The organism is Mycobacterium sp. AMU20-3851 (assembly GCF_043974665.1).
In the GTDB taxonomy this organism is placed as follows: Bacteria; Actinomycetota; Actinomycetes; order Mycobacteriales; family Mycobacteriaceae; genus Mycobacterium.
Map to the genome: position 1 here is coordinate 3,270,236 of NZ_CP146371.1, position 15,940 is coordinate 3,286,175.

13 protein-coding genes and 1 pseudogene are annotated in these 15,940 nt (G+C 68.4%); 5 read left to right on the top strand and 9 right to left on the bottom strand.

Features of this window, described 5'->3' with window-relative positions; genetic code table 11:
* Positions 1-14 precede the first annotated feature (14 nt).
* Positions 15-572, top strand: a complete 558-nt coding sequence (locus tag V4U86_RS15570; protein ID WP_395306872.1) for a hypothetical protein — start codon at positions 15-17, stop codon at positions 570-572.
* Between the two features lie 3 nt (positions 573-575).
* Here the strand turns inward: V4U86_RS15570 and hisS are convergent, their stop codons facing one another.
* Together hisS and V4U86_RS15580 are read right to left on the bottom strand one after the other, a co-directional pair.
* A complete protein-coding gene (hisS, locus tag V4U86_RS15575; RefSeq protein WP_395306873.1) occupies positions 576-1,835 on the bottom strand; it encodes a histidine--tRNA ligase in 1,260 nt (419 codons plus the stop codon).
* Positions 1,832-2,499, bottom strand: a pseudogene (locus V4U86_RS15580) (MBL fold metallo-hydrolase). The gene hisS and the pseudogene V4U86_RS15580 overlap by 4 nt, the downstream one beginning before the upstream one ends.
* A 128-nt stretch (positions 2,500-2,627) precedes the next feature.
* Between V4U86_RS15580 and V4U86_RS15585 the strand changes: the two are divergent.
* Positions 2,628-3,503 carry a peptidylprolyl isomerase gene (locus tag V4U86_RS15585; protein ID WP_395306874.1) on the top strand — a complete coding sequence of 292 codons (876 nt, stop codon included), beginning with the start codon at positions 2,628-2,630 and terminating at the stop codon, positions 3,501-3,503.
* A 4-nt stretch (positions 3,504-3,507) separates the two neighbouring features.
* The gene (locus tag V4U86_RS15590) at positions 3,508-4,485 is read left to right on the top strand and encodes a peptidylprolyl isomerase (RefSeq protein ID WP_395306875.1); all 978 of its coding nucleotides are present in this window, start codon (positions 3,508-3,510) and stop codon (positions 4,483-4,485) included.
* A gap of 9 nt (positions 4,486-4,494) precedes the next feature.
* Here the strand turns inward: V4U86_RS15590 and V4U86_RS15595 are convergent, their stop codons facing one another.
* From V4U86_RS15595 to yajC, 7 genes are all read right to left on the bottom strand, one after another.
* Positions 4,495-4,785 carry a DUF4333 domain-containing protein gene (locus tag V4U86_RS15595; protein WP_395306876.1) on the bottom strand — a complete coding sequence of 97 codons (291 nt, stop codon included), beginning with the start codon at positions 4,783-4,785 and terminating at the stop codon, positions 4,495-4,497.
* Between the two features lie 29 nt (positions 4,786-4,814).
* Positions 4,815-7,151, bottom strand: coding sequence for a RelA/SpoT family protein (locus tag V4U86_RS15600; protein ID WP_395306877.1), 2,337 nt, complete (start codon positions 7,149-7,151; stop codon positions 4,815-4,817).
* Positions 7,152-7,190: 39 nt separating this feature from the next.
* On the bottom strand, positions 7,191-7,727 hold the full coding sequence (locus V4U86_RS15605; RefSeq protein ID WP_395306878.1) for an adenine phosphoribosyltransferase: 537 nt from the start codon (positions 7,725-7,727) through the stop codon (positions 7,191-7,193).
* A gap of 13 nt (positions 7,728-7,740) precedes the next feature.
* Positions 7,741-9,390: an ABC transporter substrate-binding protein gene (locus V4U86_RS15610; RefSeq protein ID WP_395306879.1), complete on the bottom strand. Its 1,650-nt coding sequence runs from the start codon at positions 9,388-9,390 to the stop codon at positions 7,741-7,743.
* 8 nt (positions 9,391-9,398) lie between these two features.
* A complete protein-coding gene (secF, locus tag V4U86_RS15615; RefSeq protein ID WP_395306880.1) occupies positions 9,399-10,643 on the bottom strand; it encodes a protein translocase subunit SecF in 1,245 nt (414 codons plus the stop codon).
* A 4-nt stretch (positions 10,644-10,647) separates the two neighbouring features.
* Positions 10,648-12,411, bottom strand: a complete 1,764-nt coding sequence (gene secD, locus V4U86_RS15620; RefSeq protein WP_395306881.1) for a protein translocase subunit SecD — start codon at positions 12,409-12,411, stop codon at positions 10,648-10,650.
* Positions 12,412-12,494: 83 nt separating this feature from the next.
* Positions 12,495-12,854, bottom strand: a complete 360-nt coding sequence (gene yajC, locus V4U86_RS15625; protein ID WP_395306882.1) for a preprotein translocase subunit YajC — start codon at positions 12,852-12,854, stop codon at positions 12,495-12,497.
* Positions 12,855-13,120: 266 nt separating this feature from the next.
* Between yajC and gabT the strand changes: the two genes are divergently transcribed.
* The gene (gene gabT, locus V4U86_RS15630) at positions 13,121-14,467 is read left to right on the top strand and encodes a 4-aminobutyrate--2-oxoglutarate transaminase (protein WP_395306883.1); all 1,347 of its coding nucleotides are present in this window, start codon (positions 13,121-13,123) and stop codon (positions 14,465-14,467) included.
* 20 nt (positions 14,468-14,487) lie between these two features.
* Positions 14,488-15,921: an aminobutyraldehyde dehydrogenase gene (locus V4U86_RS15635; RefSeq protein ID WP_395306884.1), complete on the top strand. Its 1,434-nt coding sequence runs from the start codon at positions 14,488-14,490 to the stop codon at positions 15,919-15,921.
* The last annotated feature ends 19 nt before the right edge of the window (positions 15,922-15,940 follow it).

Consider the following 15,940-nt stretch of genomic DNA (forward strand, 5'->3'; position numbering starts at 1 on the left):
CCTAGAGTGTTGTCATGACGTCATCGGACGAGCCACGGATCATCGCCGAGCAGGGCGGTCTGGTGGTCGCCGAGGACGGACCGCACATCATGGTGATCGACCGTGGCAGTGGGCTCACCCAGATCACCGCCTTCGTACTGCTGATCTTCACCGTCGTGTTCGGCGGATTCGGCATCGTGTCGATCGCGATGTCGGTCCGCAGCGCCGACGACAACCCGCCACTGCTGCTGGGATCGGTGATCTTCGCCGTCGGTCTCGGCGCGGCGGCCGCGCTGCTCTACACGCTGCGCTCACTGCGCCGGATCCGGTCCGCGCCGCTGAGCGACTTCGTCCCGGTCGCCGTGTTCGACCGCAAGGACGGCACCTACCGGGACCGGGGCGGGGAAGTCGTCGGCCGGCTCGAGCAGGTGCGCTTCGAACGGCGGATGCAGGTCGGGTCCAGCTCCCCGAAACTGGTCGCCATCACCCCCGACGGCACCTACGTGCTCAAGCGCGGCAACCCGTTCGGCGGGCGCATCCACGGGATGGACGCGGTGCTGTCCACCGCCGTATTCGGCGAGAGCGATTCCTGACGTTCAGCCGAGCCGGGACAGCACCTCGGCGACGACAGCGTCGATCGCGACGTCGACCTGTTCACCGGTGCCGAGGTTCTTCACCCCGATGGTGCCCGCCTCCACATCGCGGTCACCGGCGACCAGCGCCACCGACGCCCTGGAGCGGTCCGCGCCGCGCATCGCGGCCTTCAGGCTGCGGTCACCGTAGGCCAGGTCCACCCGGACACCGTTGGCGCGCAGGGCGGTTGCCAGCTTGGCCAGCTCCAGCTTGGCCGACTCCCCCAGCGGTACGCCGTACACGTCGACCCGGCCGGCCGCACCGACCGTCTTGCCCTCGGCCCGCAGCGCCAGCAGGGTGCGGTCCACGCCGAGCCCGAATCCGATGCCGGACAGGTCCTGGCCGCCGAGCTGACCCATCAATCCGTCGTAGCGTCCGCCACCGCCGATACCGGACTGTGCGCCCAGGCCATCGTGCACGAATTCGAAGGTCGTCTTGGTGTAGTAGTCCAGCCCGCGCACCATCCGCGGGTTGATCACATAGGGCACCTTGAGCGCATCGAGGTGCGCCAGCACCGTGTCGAAGTGCGCCTTGGCCACCTCGGAGAGGTGGTCGAGCATCAGCGGCGCGTCGGCGGTCATCTCGCGCACCGCGGGCCGCTTGTCGTCCAGCACCCGCAGCGGGTTGATCTCCGCGCGGCGCCGCGTTTCTTCGTCGAGGTCGAGCTTGAACAGGAAGGCCTGCAACAACTCCCGGTACTGCGGGCGGCAGGTGTCATCGCCGAGTGAGGTGATCTCGAGGCGGAAGCCGTCCAGACCCAGCGACCGGAAGCCCGCGTCGGCGACGGCGATGACCTCGGCGTCCAGCGCCGGGTCATCCACCCCGATGGCCTCCACACCGACCTGCTGAAGCTGACGGTAGCGGCCGGCCTGCGGGCGCTCATAGCGGAAGAACGGACCCGCGTAGCAGAGCTTCACCGGCAGCTGCCCGCGATCGAGCCCGTGCTCGATGACCGCCCGCATCACGCCGGCGGTGCCCTCCGGACGCAACGTCACCGAACGCTCACCGCGGTCGGCGAAGGTGTACATCTCCTTGCTGACCACGTCGGTGGACTCACCCACGCCGCGCGCGAACAACGCGGTGTCCTCGAAGATCGGCAGTTCGATATCGCCGTAGCCGGCGCGGCGCGCCGCACCCAGCAGTCCGTCGCGCACCGCGACGAACGCGGCGGAATCCGGCGGGAAGTAATCCGGCACGCCCTTGGGCGCCTTGAAGTCAGTCACAGAGTCAAACCTTCGAGGAATGGGTTGGTGCGGCGTTCGACGCCGATGGTGGTTTTCGCACCGTGCCCCGGCAGGACCACGGTGTCATCGTCGAGCACCAACAGTTTTGTCACGATCGAGTTCATCAGATCCCGGCCGCTGCCACCGAACAGGTCGGTACGGCCCACCGAACCCTTGAACAGGGTGTCACCGGTGAACGTCAGCCCCGGGGCGCGGAAGCAGACCGATCCCAGCGTGTGCCCCGGCGTGTGATCGACGGTCACCGGCACCCCGGCGAAGTCCAACAGCTGACCGTCGCGGTCCAGCTCGACGACCTGACGCGGCTCCCGGAACAGCGGAGCCAGGGCAAGGCGCCCCAGGCCTCCCCACAAACCGACGGCCCGATGCCCTTGACCGGGTCGGTGAGCATCGGCCGGTCCTGCGGATGGATGTACACCGGGCAGCCGTAGGTGTCGGCCACCTTCTGCGCCGACCACATGTGGTCGAGGTGGCCGTGTGTGAGCAGCACCCCCGCCGGGGTGAGCCGGTGCTCGTCGAGGATCTTGCGCAACCGGTTGAACGCCGACTGCCCGGGGTCGACGATGACGGCGTCGGCCCCTGCACGTGGTGCCAGCACGTAGCAGTTGCACGCCAGCACCCCCGCCGGGAATCCGGTGATCAACACCGGTCAAGTTTCCCACGCCCGGTTCCGGACCCGCGGGTCGCACGGCTTGTACTCAGTTCGGCCTGGCACACTCGGTGCCGACGCGAACGCGCGGCCGGGGCCGCGCAGATCTGAGGAGGACAGCGGCGGTGCCGACCAACGAACAGCGACGCGCAGCAGCCAAACGCAAGCTCGACCGGCAATTGGAACGCCGTGCCGAGCGCGCCAAGCGGCAGCGTCTGATCACCATCATCGCCTCGGTCGTCGGCGTACTCGTGGTCGTCGCGGCCGTGGTGACCACCGTCGTCATCACCAAGAAGGACTCCACCGACACCGAGCTGGCGTCCACCACGACCAGTGCCGATCCCGGCGCCGAGCAGCCCGCCACCGACGGCAAGCTGCCCGAGTTCGTGGCCCCGGCCGGGCTCGGCTCGGACTGCCAGTACCCGGCCGCCGGGCAGGCCAGCAAGAAGGTCAACCCGCCGCGCACCGGCAAGATCCCGATGGACGAGGCCGAAATCAGCGTCAGCATGGAGACCGATCAGGGCAACATCGGCCTGATGCTGGACAACGCCAAGGCACCGTGCACCACCAACAGCTTCGCCAGCCTGGCCGGTCAGGGCTACTTCAACGACACCGAGTGCCACCGGCTGACCACCAGCGAGAGCCTGTCGGTCCTGCAGTGCGGCGACCCGACCGGCAAGGGCACCGGCGGCCCGGGCTATCAGTTCGCCGACGAGTACCCGACCAACCAGTACCAGCCGGACAACCCGGCGCTGCAGCAGCCGGTGGTGTACCCGCGCGGCACCCTGGCCATGGCCAACGCCGGGCCCGGCACCAACGGCAGCCAGTTCTTCCTGGTGTACCAGGATTCGCAGCTGCCGCCGAACTACACCGTGTTCGGCACGATCGACGAGACCGGCCTGGCGACCCTGGACAAGATCGCCGGCGCCGGCGTACAGGGCGGTGGCCAGGACGGGCCTCCGGCCACCAAGGTGCTGGTGAAGCAGATCCAGCTGGACTGAGTCGATGAGCATCCCGCCCTACGGGTCCTACCCGCCGGGATACCCGTACAGCTACTACCCGCCCCCGGCCAAACCCACCAACCCGCTGGCCATCGCGTCGCTGGTCTGTGCCTTCCTGATCGCGCCGCTGGGCGTGGTGTTCGGGCACATCTCGCTGTACCAGATCAAGCGCTCCGGTGAGGACGGCCGCGGGCTGGCGATCGCCGGCCTGGTGATCGGGTACCTGCTCACCGTGCTGGGCACCCTGGTGCTGATCTTCACGTTCGTGCTGACCCGCGCGATCGTCGAAGAGGTTCGGCAGCTGCCCCCGTCCCGGCCCGGTTACACCGCGCAACCCGGGATGGTCGCCGAACTGCCGGCGTTCAAGCCGCCGGCCACCCTGGGTTCCAACTGCCAGTACCTGAGCACCCCCGAGAAAGCCGCCAAGCCGGTCAAGCCGCCCAGGATGGGCAAGGTGCCGACCACACCGGCGACCGTCGACGCCGAGATCGTCACCGACCGCGGCGTCCTCGGACTTGAGCTGAACAATGTGCAGGCCCCGTGCACGGTGAACAATTTCGCCAGTCTGGCCGCGCAGGGCTTCTTCAATGCCACCACGTGTCACCGGTTGACCACGGGTGCCGATCTCGGCGTGCTGCAGTGCGGCGATCCGTCGGGCACCGGTAAGGGCGGCCCGGGTTACCAGTTCCCGAACGAGTACCCGACCAACCAGTACCGGCTGACCGATCCGGCGGTGCAGAGCCCGGTGCTCTACCCGCGCGGCACCCTGGCGATGGCCAACGCCGGGCCGGGCACCAACGGCAGCCAGTTCTTCCTGATCTACGAGGACTCCCAATTACCGCCCATCTACCCGGTTTTCGGCACCATCGATGCCGCCGGACTGGACGTGCTGGACCGGATCGCCGCCGCCGGCGTGCAGGACGGCGGCGACGACGGAGAGCCGGCCGAGTCGGTCACCGTCAGATCGGTGCGGGTGCGGTAGCGCGGGACGTCAGCCCTCCAGTTTGGACTGGATGTAGAAGTCCAGATCCTCGCCGTCGACCTTGACCACCCGCACGTCGGCGACGTAGTTTCCGTCCGGACCGGTGAACTTGCACTCGAATTCGGCACCGATCTCGGCCTTGATCCCGCCCGGGCAGGTGGTGTCGGTCGGGGTGAACCCGGTCTGCTTGGACACCAGATCGTTCACCGCCTCGGCAGCGCCTTCGGGCTTGATCGTCGATCCGCATCCGGCGACGGACACAGCGAGCGCCGCGAGGGCGACCAGGAACGCTTTACGCATTACCGGATTATCCCACCCCCGCCGGACGGCTACGCCGCGGACGTCACCCGGTAGACGTCGTACACGCCCTCCACATTGCGCACCACGTTCAGCACATGACCGAGATGCTTGGGGTCGCCCATCTCGAAGGTGAACCGGCTGATCGCAACCCGATCGTTGGAGGTGGTCACCGAGGCGGACAGGATGTTCACCTTCTCGTCGGCCAGTACCCGGGTGACATCGGAGAGCAACCGGTGCCGGTCGAGTGCCTCCACCTGGATCGCCACCAGGAACACCGAAGACGGTGACGGCGCCCAGTGCACCTCGATGATGCGTTCCGACTGTTCCTGCAGGGACTCCGCATTCGTGCAATCGGTCCGGTGCACGCTGACACCGCCGCCACGCGTGACGAACCCCATGATCGCGTCGCCGGGCACCGGGGTGCAGCACTTGGCCAGCTTGGTCAGCACACCGACCGCACCGGGGACCGATACGCCGACATCGTCGTTGGTGCGTTGGCGCACCGGCATGGTGGCCGGCGTGGACCGCTCGGCGATCTCGTCTTCGGCCTCTTCGTCCCCGCCGAGTTGGGCCAGCAGCCGCTGCACGACGTGCCGGGCCGAGGTGTGCCCCTCGCCGACCGCGGTGTAGAGCGCCGAGACGTCCGCGTAGTGCAGTTCCCGCGCCAGTGCGGTGATGGACTCGGCATTCATCAACCGCTGCAACGGAAGTCCGCCGCGGCGCACCTCCTTGACGATGGCTTCCTTGCCGGCCTCCAGCGCCTCTTCGCGGCGCTCCTTGGCGAACCACTGCCGGATCTTGGCCTTGGCGCGCGGCGACACCACGAAGGTCTGCCAGTCACGCGACGGTCCGGCGTTGGCGGCCTTGGAGGTGAAAACCTCCACCTGGTCCCCGTTTTCGAGCTTTCGCTCCAGCGCCACCAGGCGGTGGTTGACCCGGGCCCCGATGCAGCGGTGCCCGACCTCGGTGTGCACCGCGTACGCGAAGTCCACCGGCGTGGACCCGGTGGGCAGCGTGACGACGTCACCCTTGGGTGTGAAGACGAAGATCTCCTGCACCGCAAGGTCGTAACGCAGCGACTCCAGGAACTCACCGGGGTCGGCGGCTTCCCGCTGCCAGTCGAGGAGCTGACGCATCCAGGCCATCTCGTCGATCTCGGCCGAGGTGTGCCCCGCCGGAACCCCGTTGCGGCCCTTGGCTTCCTTGTACCGCCAGTGCGCGGCGATGCCGAACTCGGCGGTGTCGTGCATCTCGTTGGTGCGGATCTGCACCTCCAGCGGCTTGCCTTCCGGCCCGATCACCGTGGTGTGCAACGACTGGTACACCCCGTAGCGGGGCTGGGCGATGTAGTCCTTGAACCGGCCCGCCATCGGCTGCCACAACGAATGCACCACGCCCACCGCGGCGTAACAGTCCCGCATGTCGTGGCACAGGATCCGGACACCGACCAGGTCGTGGATATCGTCGAAGTCGCGACCCTTGACGATCATCTTCTGGTAGATCGACCAGTAGTGCTTGGGCCGGCCCTCCACCGAGGCGTTGATCTTCATCGCGGCCAGCGAGGAGCCGATCTCGGCCCGCACCCGGGCCAGGTAGGTGTCCCGCGACGGGGCGCGGTCGGCCACCAGCCGCACGATCTCCTCGTAGCGCTTGGGGTGCAGGATCGCGAACGACAGATCCTCCAGCTCCCACTTGACCGTCGCCATTCCGAGTCGGTGTGCAAGCGGCGCAATGACTTCCAGCGTTTCACGGGCCTTGCGGGCCTGCTTCTCGGGCGGCAGGAACCGCATGGTGCGCATGTTGTGCAACCGGTCGGCGACCTTGATCACCAGCACCCGCGGGTCGCGGGCCATCGCGATGATCATCTTGCGGATGGTCTCGCCCTCGGCCGCGGTGCCCAGGGCGACCTTGTCCAGCTTGGTGACGCCGTCGACCAGATGGCCGACCTCACTGCCGAAGTCCTCGGTCAACGCCTCCAGCGAGTACCCGGTGTCCTCCACGGTGTCGTGCAGCAGCGCGGCCACCAGCGTGGTGGTGTCCATGCCCAGCTCGGCCAGGATGTTGGCCACCGCCAACGGATGGGTGATGTACGGGTCCCCGGAGCGGCGCAGCTGGTCGGCGTGCCGCTGTTCGGCGACATCGTAGGCGCGCTGCAGGATGGCCAGGTCGGCCTTCGGGTGGAACTGCCGGTGCACCGCTACCAGCGGCTCCAGCACCGGGTTGACCAGGCTGCGCTGGGAGGTCATCCGGCGGGCGAGCCGGGCCCGGACCCGGCGCGACGCGCTGATCTTCGAGGTGTCCGGCGCTGCGTTCTCGCCCGTGCTCGGGGACGCGACGACCTGACCGCTGCCGGGTTCGTCAGCCATGCCCACCTCCTAGCCTGTTGGACTTCGAGGATATCCCCCTCAGCCGGTGATCAGGCTGGTGACCTGCAGTGGTTGCACCGCGGCGCGTCCGTTGAGCTCGGGCAGCTCCAGGACCACCGCCGCGCCCACCACCCGGGCACCGGCCTTTCCGAGCAACTGTGCCGCCGCGGACAGGGTGCCGCCGGTCGCCAGCACGTCGTCGATCACCAGAACGCTGCGGTCGGCCAGGTCGATTCCATCGGCCGGGATCTCCAGCGTCGCCGAACCGTATTCCAGCTGGTACTGCACGGCGTGTACCGGGGGTGGCAGCTTGCCGCCCTTACGCACCGCCAGCACACCGGTGCCCAGCTTCAACGCGACCGCCGCACCCAGCAGGAAGCCCCGGGCGTCCAGACCGGCCACCAGGTCGACACCGTCGGCCGTCTCGGCCAGTGCGTCAGTGACCACGGCCAACCCGCGCGGGTCGGCGAGCACCGGGGTCAGATCCTTGAAGCCGACTCCGGGGATCGGGAAGTCGTCCACGTGCCGGGTCAACGCGTGGATCAGTCCGGCGGCCTCGGTATGGAGGGCACTCACGACACACCCGGATTCACGACAACGTCCAGCGGTCCATGTTCCATCCTGCTCCCCATCGGGTCGGGTTACTGCTCACCGCGGTCACCCGCTTGGAGGTCAACAAGGTGCGCTGCTGACGGTACAGCGGCAACGTCGGGACGTCGGCCCACAGGATCGGCCCGCTCTCGGCCAGCAGCCGGGCCAGCTCCTTGGGGTCCGCGGTCACCGCCAGGGCGTCGATGATGCCATCGATGCGCTCATTGCTGTAACCGGACAGGTTGTTGCCGTTACCGGTGTGCAGATCGTAGGCGTCCAGTGCCGCCGATCCCGTCGAGCCGCTGCCCGGGGCGCCGCCGGTGCTGGCGATCAGCACGTCGAGCGCATTGTCGCGCAGGCTCAGCGGGCCGACGTCCTCGCCGGCCGCCTCGGTGACGGTGATCCCGGCGGCCGCGCACGCCTGGGCGATGGCGCCGACGGTGGCGGCGAGCCTGGGGTTCGGGCTCTGATAGCCGATCCGCACGGTCAGCGGCCGATTCTCCAGCGCCGCACGGGCACCTTCGATGTCGGCGGCGGTGAACTGCCCGGCCTCCCCGGCACTTTCGGCGGCCGACAGGGCGTCTTCGGCGGTCGGGCTGAGCCGGGCGTTGGCCACCGGAAGCTGAGCGTTGCGCGCGATGGTGTCCCGCGGGGTGCACAGCGACAGGGCACGGCGGGCCGGCGGTGCGGCCATCGGCCCCTGCGCGGAATAGATCAACTGCTCGATCCCCGCCGACGGGGTATCGGTCCGCGAGTAACCGGCCGGCAGGTTGAGCGTGCCGGAGGACCCGGTCGCGATGTCGACGACGTCGAAGGAACCGTTGCTGATCCGGTCCTGGATATCGGCCCCGCGGGCCCACACCGTCACCCGCGGCGCCAGCGGCTTGGCGCCCCACCACTTGTCGTTGGCGACGAGCACCACCGCGCCGTCCTCGGTGACCGAATCCACCTTGTACGGACCGGAGGACGGCAACCGCTTGGTGTCGGTGTCGGGACGCAGGTCCCAGCTCGAATTCCAGGCCCGCGCAATGCGGTCCAGGTTGCCCACATCGCTGGTCTGGATCGCGGCGGTGACACCTCCCTCGCCGAGATCCAGCTCGTCGGCGAGCACGTGGGACGGCATCAGCGAGGTCGCCCCGAACAACTGGCCGTAATCCACCACACCGCGGTCCTGCGCGAAGGACACCCGCGCCTTCTTCTGCCCCGGAACGCAGTCCACGGCCGCGATGTCGCGGTACCCCGCGGTGCTGGCCGCGTCGAAGGCCGGGAACCGGCCGGATTGCGCGGCCCACGTCAGCACCATGTCATCGCAGGTGATCGGCTTGCCGTCGGAGTAGACGGCGTTCGCGTTGATCTCGTAGTCGAGCACCAGCGGCGCGCGTCCGACGACCGACACCGTGCCGTAGTCGCGGTCGCTGACGATCTGGCCGTCCGGCCCGCGGTAGGTGAACCCGGTGAGCACCCGGGCGAAGGCCTGCGGCCCACCGGAGGCGGCGCCGGCCACCGAGTTGGTGTTGTAGGTGCTCAGGGTGCCGTCGACCGCGTAGTCGATGACGTTGTCCGAACCTGCCGAACAACCCGCCAGGACCAGTGCCGCCGCCAGCGATACGCCGGCCGCGACGGTGCCGCCCCGGCGGGTGTCTCGCACGCTCGGCACTACGGCCGCCGTTTGCCCGACGGTCGATTGGGACGGTTCGGACGCGCTCCGGGGGCCGGCTTGTCCGGCGCGGGCCCCGCGGGTGCCGCCGTGCGCACGGGCTCCTCGGCCACGGCGCCGGCGACATCGCCGTCGGTGGCCTCGGTGTCGGCGTCCAGGTCGGTGTCCGTCCCGTTCTTGGCCGCGGCCGCGGCGCGGCGGCGCAGCACCCGCTTGGTGTGCTTGCTCACCAGTTCGGTGCGTTCCCGCAGGCTCACCAGCAGTGGCGTGGCGAAGTAGATCGACGAGTAGGTACCGACCAGAACGCCGACCAGCTGCACCAGCGCCAGGTCCTGCAGCGTGCCCACGCCCAGCAGCCACACCGCGATCACCATCAGCGCGATGATCGGCAGTGCCGAGATGAGGCTGGTGTTGATGGAGCGCATGAAGGTCTGGTTGACCGCGAGGTTGGCCTGTTCGGCGAAGGTACGGCGGGTGGTGTGCTCGAAGCCCGCGGTGTTCTCCTCCACCTTGTCGAACACGATGACGGTGTCGTAGATCGAGAAGCCGAGAATGGTGAGCAGACCGATCACGGTGGCCGGGGTGACCTCGAAGCCGACCAGTGCGTAGACACCGGCGGTGACGATCAGGTCGAAGAACATCGCGGCCAGCGCCGCGATCGCCATGTACCGCTCGTAGCGCACCGTGATGTAGATGGTGACGAGCACCAGGAACACCACGAGCGCGATCAGCGCCTTCTGGGTGATCTGGCCGCCCCACGTCGAGGACACCGCCGAGTCGCTGATGGCCAGTTTGCTCGGCTGGCCGTCGGATCCCTTGGGCTCGAACGCGTCGAACAGTGCGACGCGCAGCTTCTCGGTCTGCTCGTTGCTCAGCGTCTCGGTGCGGATCTGCACGGTGGCCGACGGGCCGTTACCGACGATGACCACGGTTTCCGGGGCGGTGCCCAGCGCATCGCTGAACACGGTCTCGACCTGTTCGGTGGTGGCCTGCCCCTTGGCGCCGTCCACCGGCATCGACACCTTGGTGCCGCCCTCGAAGTCGATTCCGAAGGTGAAACCCCGCAGCAACATGGCCAGCAGCGAGATGGCCACGATGGCCCCGCTGACGGCGTACCAGAGCTTGCGCTTACCGATGACCTCGAAGGCACCGGTACCGGTGTAGAGGCGGACGAAGAAACCGTGCTGCGCTGCCGGTGCCGGCGCGACCACGGTGGTGCTTTCGGTCGAGTGTTTGGCCGACATCTGACTATCCCCGTCCCGTTGTGGACACCGTGCGCCGTTCGCGGGCGATCTGCTGCACTGCTCCGAGACCGTTGAACGCCGGCTTGGCCAGCGTCGCGGACTTGGAGGCCAGGTACACCAGCGGCCAGGTCACCAGGAACACCACCAGCACGTCCAGGATGGTGGTCAGACCCAGGGTGAAGGCGAAGCCCTTCACCTGTCCGACCGCCAGGAAGTAGAGCACGGCGGCGGCCAGGAAGGTCACCGCGTTGCCGGACAGAATCGTCTTCCGGGCGCGGGCCCAACCGCGGGGCACCGCCGAACGGAACGAGCGGCCCTCGCGGATCTCGTCCTTGATGCGCTCGAAGAACACCACGAACGAGTCGGCGGTGGTACCGATACCGATGATCAGACCGGCGATACCCGCCAGGTCGAGTGTGTAATTGATGTATCTGCCCAGCAACACCAGCAGCGCGTACACCATGGCGCCGGCCAGGACCAGCGACAGGGCCGTCAGCAGGCCGAGCACCCGGTAGTAGAGCAGGGAGTAGAGCAACACCAGCGCCAGACCGACGGCGCCGGCGATCAGGCCGGCCTTGAGCGAAGTCAGCCCCAGGGTCGCCGACACCGTCTCGGCCTCCGAGGATTCGAAGGACAGCGGCAGCGAACCGTACTTGAGCACGTTGGCCAGTTCGCGGGCCGTGGAATCGGTGAACTGCCCGGTGATCTGGGTGCGCCCGCCCGGGATCGCCTCCTGGATCTCGGGGGCGCTGACCACCTGGGAATCCAGGGTGAACGCGGTCTGGGTGCCGACGTTGGCCGCAGTGAAGTCGGCCCAGATCTTGGAGCCGGTGGGCTTGAACTCGACGTCGACGACGTAGTCGCCGCGCTGCTGGTCCAGCCCGGACCCGGCGGTCTTGATCTCCTCGCCGCTCATGATCGACTTGTCCAGCAGGTACACCGTCTGGTGGTCAACCGAGCACGTCACCAACGGCAGGTTGGGATCGTCGTTACCGGCCAGCACGTCCTCTTCGTTACAGCGGGTGGCCTGGAACTGCAGGGCCAGCAGCTGGATGCTCTGGTCGGCGCTCTGGCGCAGCTGCTTCTCGTCGGCGATGCGCTGGGCGAGATCGGCCTTTTCGTCCTGTCCGCCGGGCGCGGGCGCCGGTGACGGTTCGGGGGCCGGCGAAGGAGCCGGGGACGGCGACGGGGCCGGCTCCAGCGGGTAGGGCCGGGGCTGCGCCGGCGGCGCCGCGGGAGCAGGAGGAGCGGCCGGCGCGCCGGTCGCTGCCGGGTCACCCGGTGTCCGGATGGGTGCCTCGGGCTCGGCGGGCGCCAGGGCCGGCAGTCCGGGATCGCCCACCGGCGGCATTCCCTCCGGGGACTGCTGCGCAGGATCCACGGCCTGCGCGGGCATCGCGTGGATGACCGGCCGGATGTAGAGCCGGGCGGTCTGCCCGAGGCTGCGGGCCTCGGAGCCGTCGTCCCCGGGGACGGTGATCACCAGGTTGTCGCCGTCGATGATCACTTCCGAGCCCGACACGCCGAGGCCGTCGACGCGGGAGCTGATGATCTCCTGGGCCTGCAACAGCGATTCCCGGGTCGGCCGGGAGCCGTCCGGGGTACGCGCGGTGAGGGTGACACGGGTGCCGCCCTGCAGGTCGATGCCCAGCTTGGGTTCGGCCTTCTTGTCCCCGGTCAGGAAGACCAGCAGGTAGACGCCGACAAGGAGGGCCAGGAAGAGCGACAGGTAGCGGGCAGGGTGGACCGGCGCCGAAGACGAAGCCACGGTTCTTGGGTCTCCTTGAAACAATCAGGGACGGGGAAGCTGAACTAGAGAGCGCTACCGGGAGGGTACGCGCTGAAGCTGAATCAGTTGCCGTCAGTCTTCGGGGTCGAGTTCTTGTCCAATTCGACGGCGCCGGACTCTTCCTCATAGGTGCCGTCGGCGTCGTCGTCCTCGAACTCGTCGTCCGCGGCTTCGATGCGGTCCCGGATCGCCAGCTTCATCCAGGTGGTGACCACGCCGGGCGCGATCTCCAGGTCGACATAGTCATCGGTGATGCCGGCGATGGTGCCCTGCAGGCCCGAGGTGGTGTGTACGCGGTCCCCCACGGTCAGCGACTCGTGCAGATCGATGGTGGCCTGCATGGCCTTCTTCTGCCGGCGCGAAGCGAAGAACATGAAAGCGCCCATGATGAGGATCAGGGGCAGGAATACGACGAGATCCATGAAACTGCTGTCCTTCGCGGTTGTTCAGCGGGTACGGGTCACCAGTGTGCCATTAGCCCTGCTCCGCTCGGGCGGGCGGGACCTGACCGGGATGCGGTGAAACTCCTCCACCATCACACGCCTTCTCCACTGGATTCGTGCCACAATCCAAGGGAATCAACGTAATCCGAAGGCCCGGTTCGCATCAGCTGCCGTTTTCACCCGCATTCGCCGCCGGCGGATTAGGGTTGGAGCTGCGCGTGCCACACCCCGAGCAGGAGTCAGCCGTGACTGCCGTCGAACAGACCCGCCATCTAGCAACCGCCATCCCGGGACCGAGGTCATCGGACCTGATCAACCGCAAGTCCGCCGCGGTCGCCCGCGGCGTCGGCACCACGATGCCGGTGTACGCCGCCCGCGCCGGGGGCGGCATCGTCGAGGACGTCGACGGCAACCGGCTGATCGACCTGGGTTCCGGGATCGCCGTCACCACCATCGGCAACGCCTCCCCCAAGGTGGTCGAGGCGGTGGCCGCCCAGGCCGCCGAGTTCACCCACACCTGCTTCATGGTCACGCCGTATGAGGGCTATGTCGCGGTGGCCGAGCAGCTCAACCGGTTGACGCCGGGCAGCGGCGAGAAGCGGTCGGCACTGTTCAACTCCGGCTCCGAGGCCGTCGAGAACGCGGTCAAGATCGCCCGCGCCTACACCCGCAAGCAGGCCGTGGTGTCCTTCGACCACGCCTACCACGGGCGCACCAACCTCACCATGGCGCTGACCGCGAAATCGATGCCCTACAAGCACGGCTTCGGCCCGTTCGCCCCGGAGATCTACCGGGCACCGCTGTCCTACCCCTTCCGTGACGCCGAGTTCGGCAAGGAACTGGCCACCGACGGCGAGCTGGCCGCCAGGCGCGCCATCAACGTGATCGACAAGCAGGTGGGCGCGGACAACCTGGCTGCGGTGATCATCGAACCGATCCAGGGAGAAGGCGGGTTCATCGTGCCCGCCCCGGGATTCCTGCAGGCGCTACTGGACTGGTGCCGCGAGAACAACGTGGTGTTCATCGCCGACGAGGTGCAGACCGGTTTCGCCCGGACCGGCGCCATGTTCGCCTGTGAACATGAAGGCATCGAGCCCGATCTGATCGTGACGGCCAAGGGCATCGCCGACGGCCTGCCGCTGTCGGCGGTCACCGGGCGGGCCGACATCATGGACGCGCCGCACGTGTCCGGGCTGGGCGGAACCTACGGCGGCAACCCGGTGTCCTGCGCCGCCGCGCTGGCCACCATGGAGACCATCGAGGCCGACGGTCTCGTCGAGCGGGCCCGGCAGATCGAGACGCTGATGAAGGCCCGACTGAACCAGCTGCAGGCCGACGACGACCGGATCGGCGATGTCCGCGGCCGCGGCGCGATGATCGCCGTCGAACTCGTCAAACCCGGCACCACCGAGCCCGACGCCGACCTGACCAAGGCGCTGTGCGCCGCCGCGCACGCCCAGGGCGTGATCGTGTTGTCCTGTGGCACATACGGAAACGTGCTGCGTTTCCTGCCGCCGTTGGCGATCGGCGACGACCTGCTCACCGAGGCCCTCGACATCCTGGCCGCCGCGCTTGCCGATCTTCCCGCCTAGCTAAAAGGAGCCCGCAACACATGACCACCGTGCAGAACTTCATCGGCGGCGAACTGACCGATTCGTCCGGTGGCGCGACCATGCCGCTGGTGGACCCGTCCACCGGCGAGCAGTACGGCACCGCACCGGTGTCCAACGAGGCCGACGTGGACCGCGCCTACACCGCTGCGGCCGCGGCCTTCAAGGACTGGAAGCGCACCACACCCGCGCACCGCCAGAAGGCGCTGCTCGACTTCGCCGACGACGTGGAAAAGAATGCGCAGGCACTGATCGAGGCCGAGGGGCGCAACACCGGCAAGCCCAACCACGTCACCGCGGCCGAAGAGATCCCGCCGATGCTCGACCAGATCCGGTTCTTCGCCGGTGCGGCCCGGGTGCTGGAGGGCAAGTCCGCGGGCGAGTACATGGAGAACCACACCTCCTGGATCCGCCGTGAACCGGTCGGCGTCATCGGCCAGGTCGCGCCCTGGAACTACCCCATGATGATGGCGATCTGGAAGTTCTGCCCGGCCATCGCCGCGGGTAACACCGTCGTGCTCAAGCCCAGCGACACCACCCCGGTGAGCACCGTCATGCTCGCCGAGATCGCCGGCCGTCACTTTCCGCCCGGCGTGCTCAACGTCGTCACCGGTGATCGGGTCACCGGCGCCGCGGTGGTGGCCCACCCGACCCCGGAGATGGTGTCCATCACCGGATCGGTGGCCGCCGGGCGGGCGGTCGCGGTGAGTGCCGGCGGCAATCTCAAGCGCACCCATCTGGAACTGGGCGGCAAGGCCCCGGTGATCGTGTTCGACGACGCCGACATCGCCGCCGCGGCCGAGGGCATCGCGACGGCCGGCTACTTCAACGCGGGGCAGGACTGCACCGCGGCCACCCGGGTGCTCGCCCCGGCCTCGATCGTCGCGGACCTGACCGCCGCACTGGCCGAGCAGGCCAAGGCCGCCACCACCACGTTCGGCCGGCCCGACGGCGACGAGGATGCCTGGGTGCCGCCGGTCAACAACGTCAACCAGATGGAACGGGTGCTGAGCTTCTTCGAGGACGTGCCCGCGCACGCCACGGTCGCGACCGGCGGAGCCCGGCAGGGCGACAAGGGCTTCTACGTGGAGCCCACCGTGGTCGGCGGCCTGCGCCAGGACGACCGGATGGTGCAGAACGAGATCTTCGGGCCGGTCATCACCGTCCAGGCCTTCGAATCCGAGGACGAGGCTCTGAGCTGGGCCAACGGCGTCGAGTACGGGCTGGCCTCCTCGGTCTGGACCAAGGACGTGTCCCGGGCGATCCGGATGTCCAACGCGTTGGACTTCGGCTGTGTGTGGATCAACACCCACATCCCGCTGGTGGCCGAGATGCCGCACGGCGGCTACAAATCCTCCGGGCACGGCAAGGACCTGTCGATGTACGGGCTGGAGGATTACACCCGCATCAAGCACGTGATGGTCTACACCGGGTAGCCGGAGTCAAGCACAATAG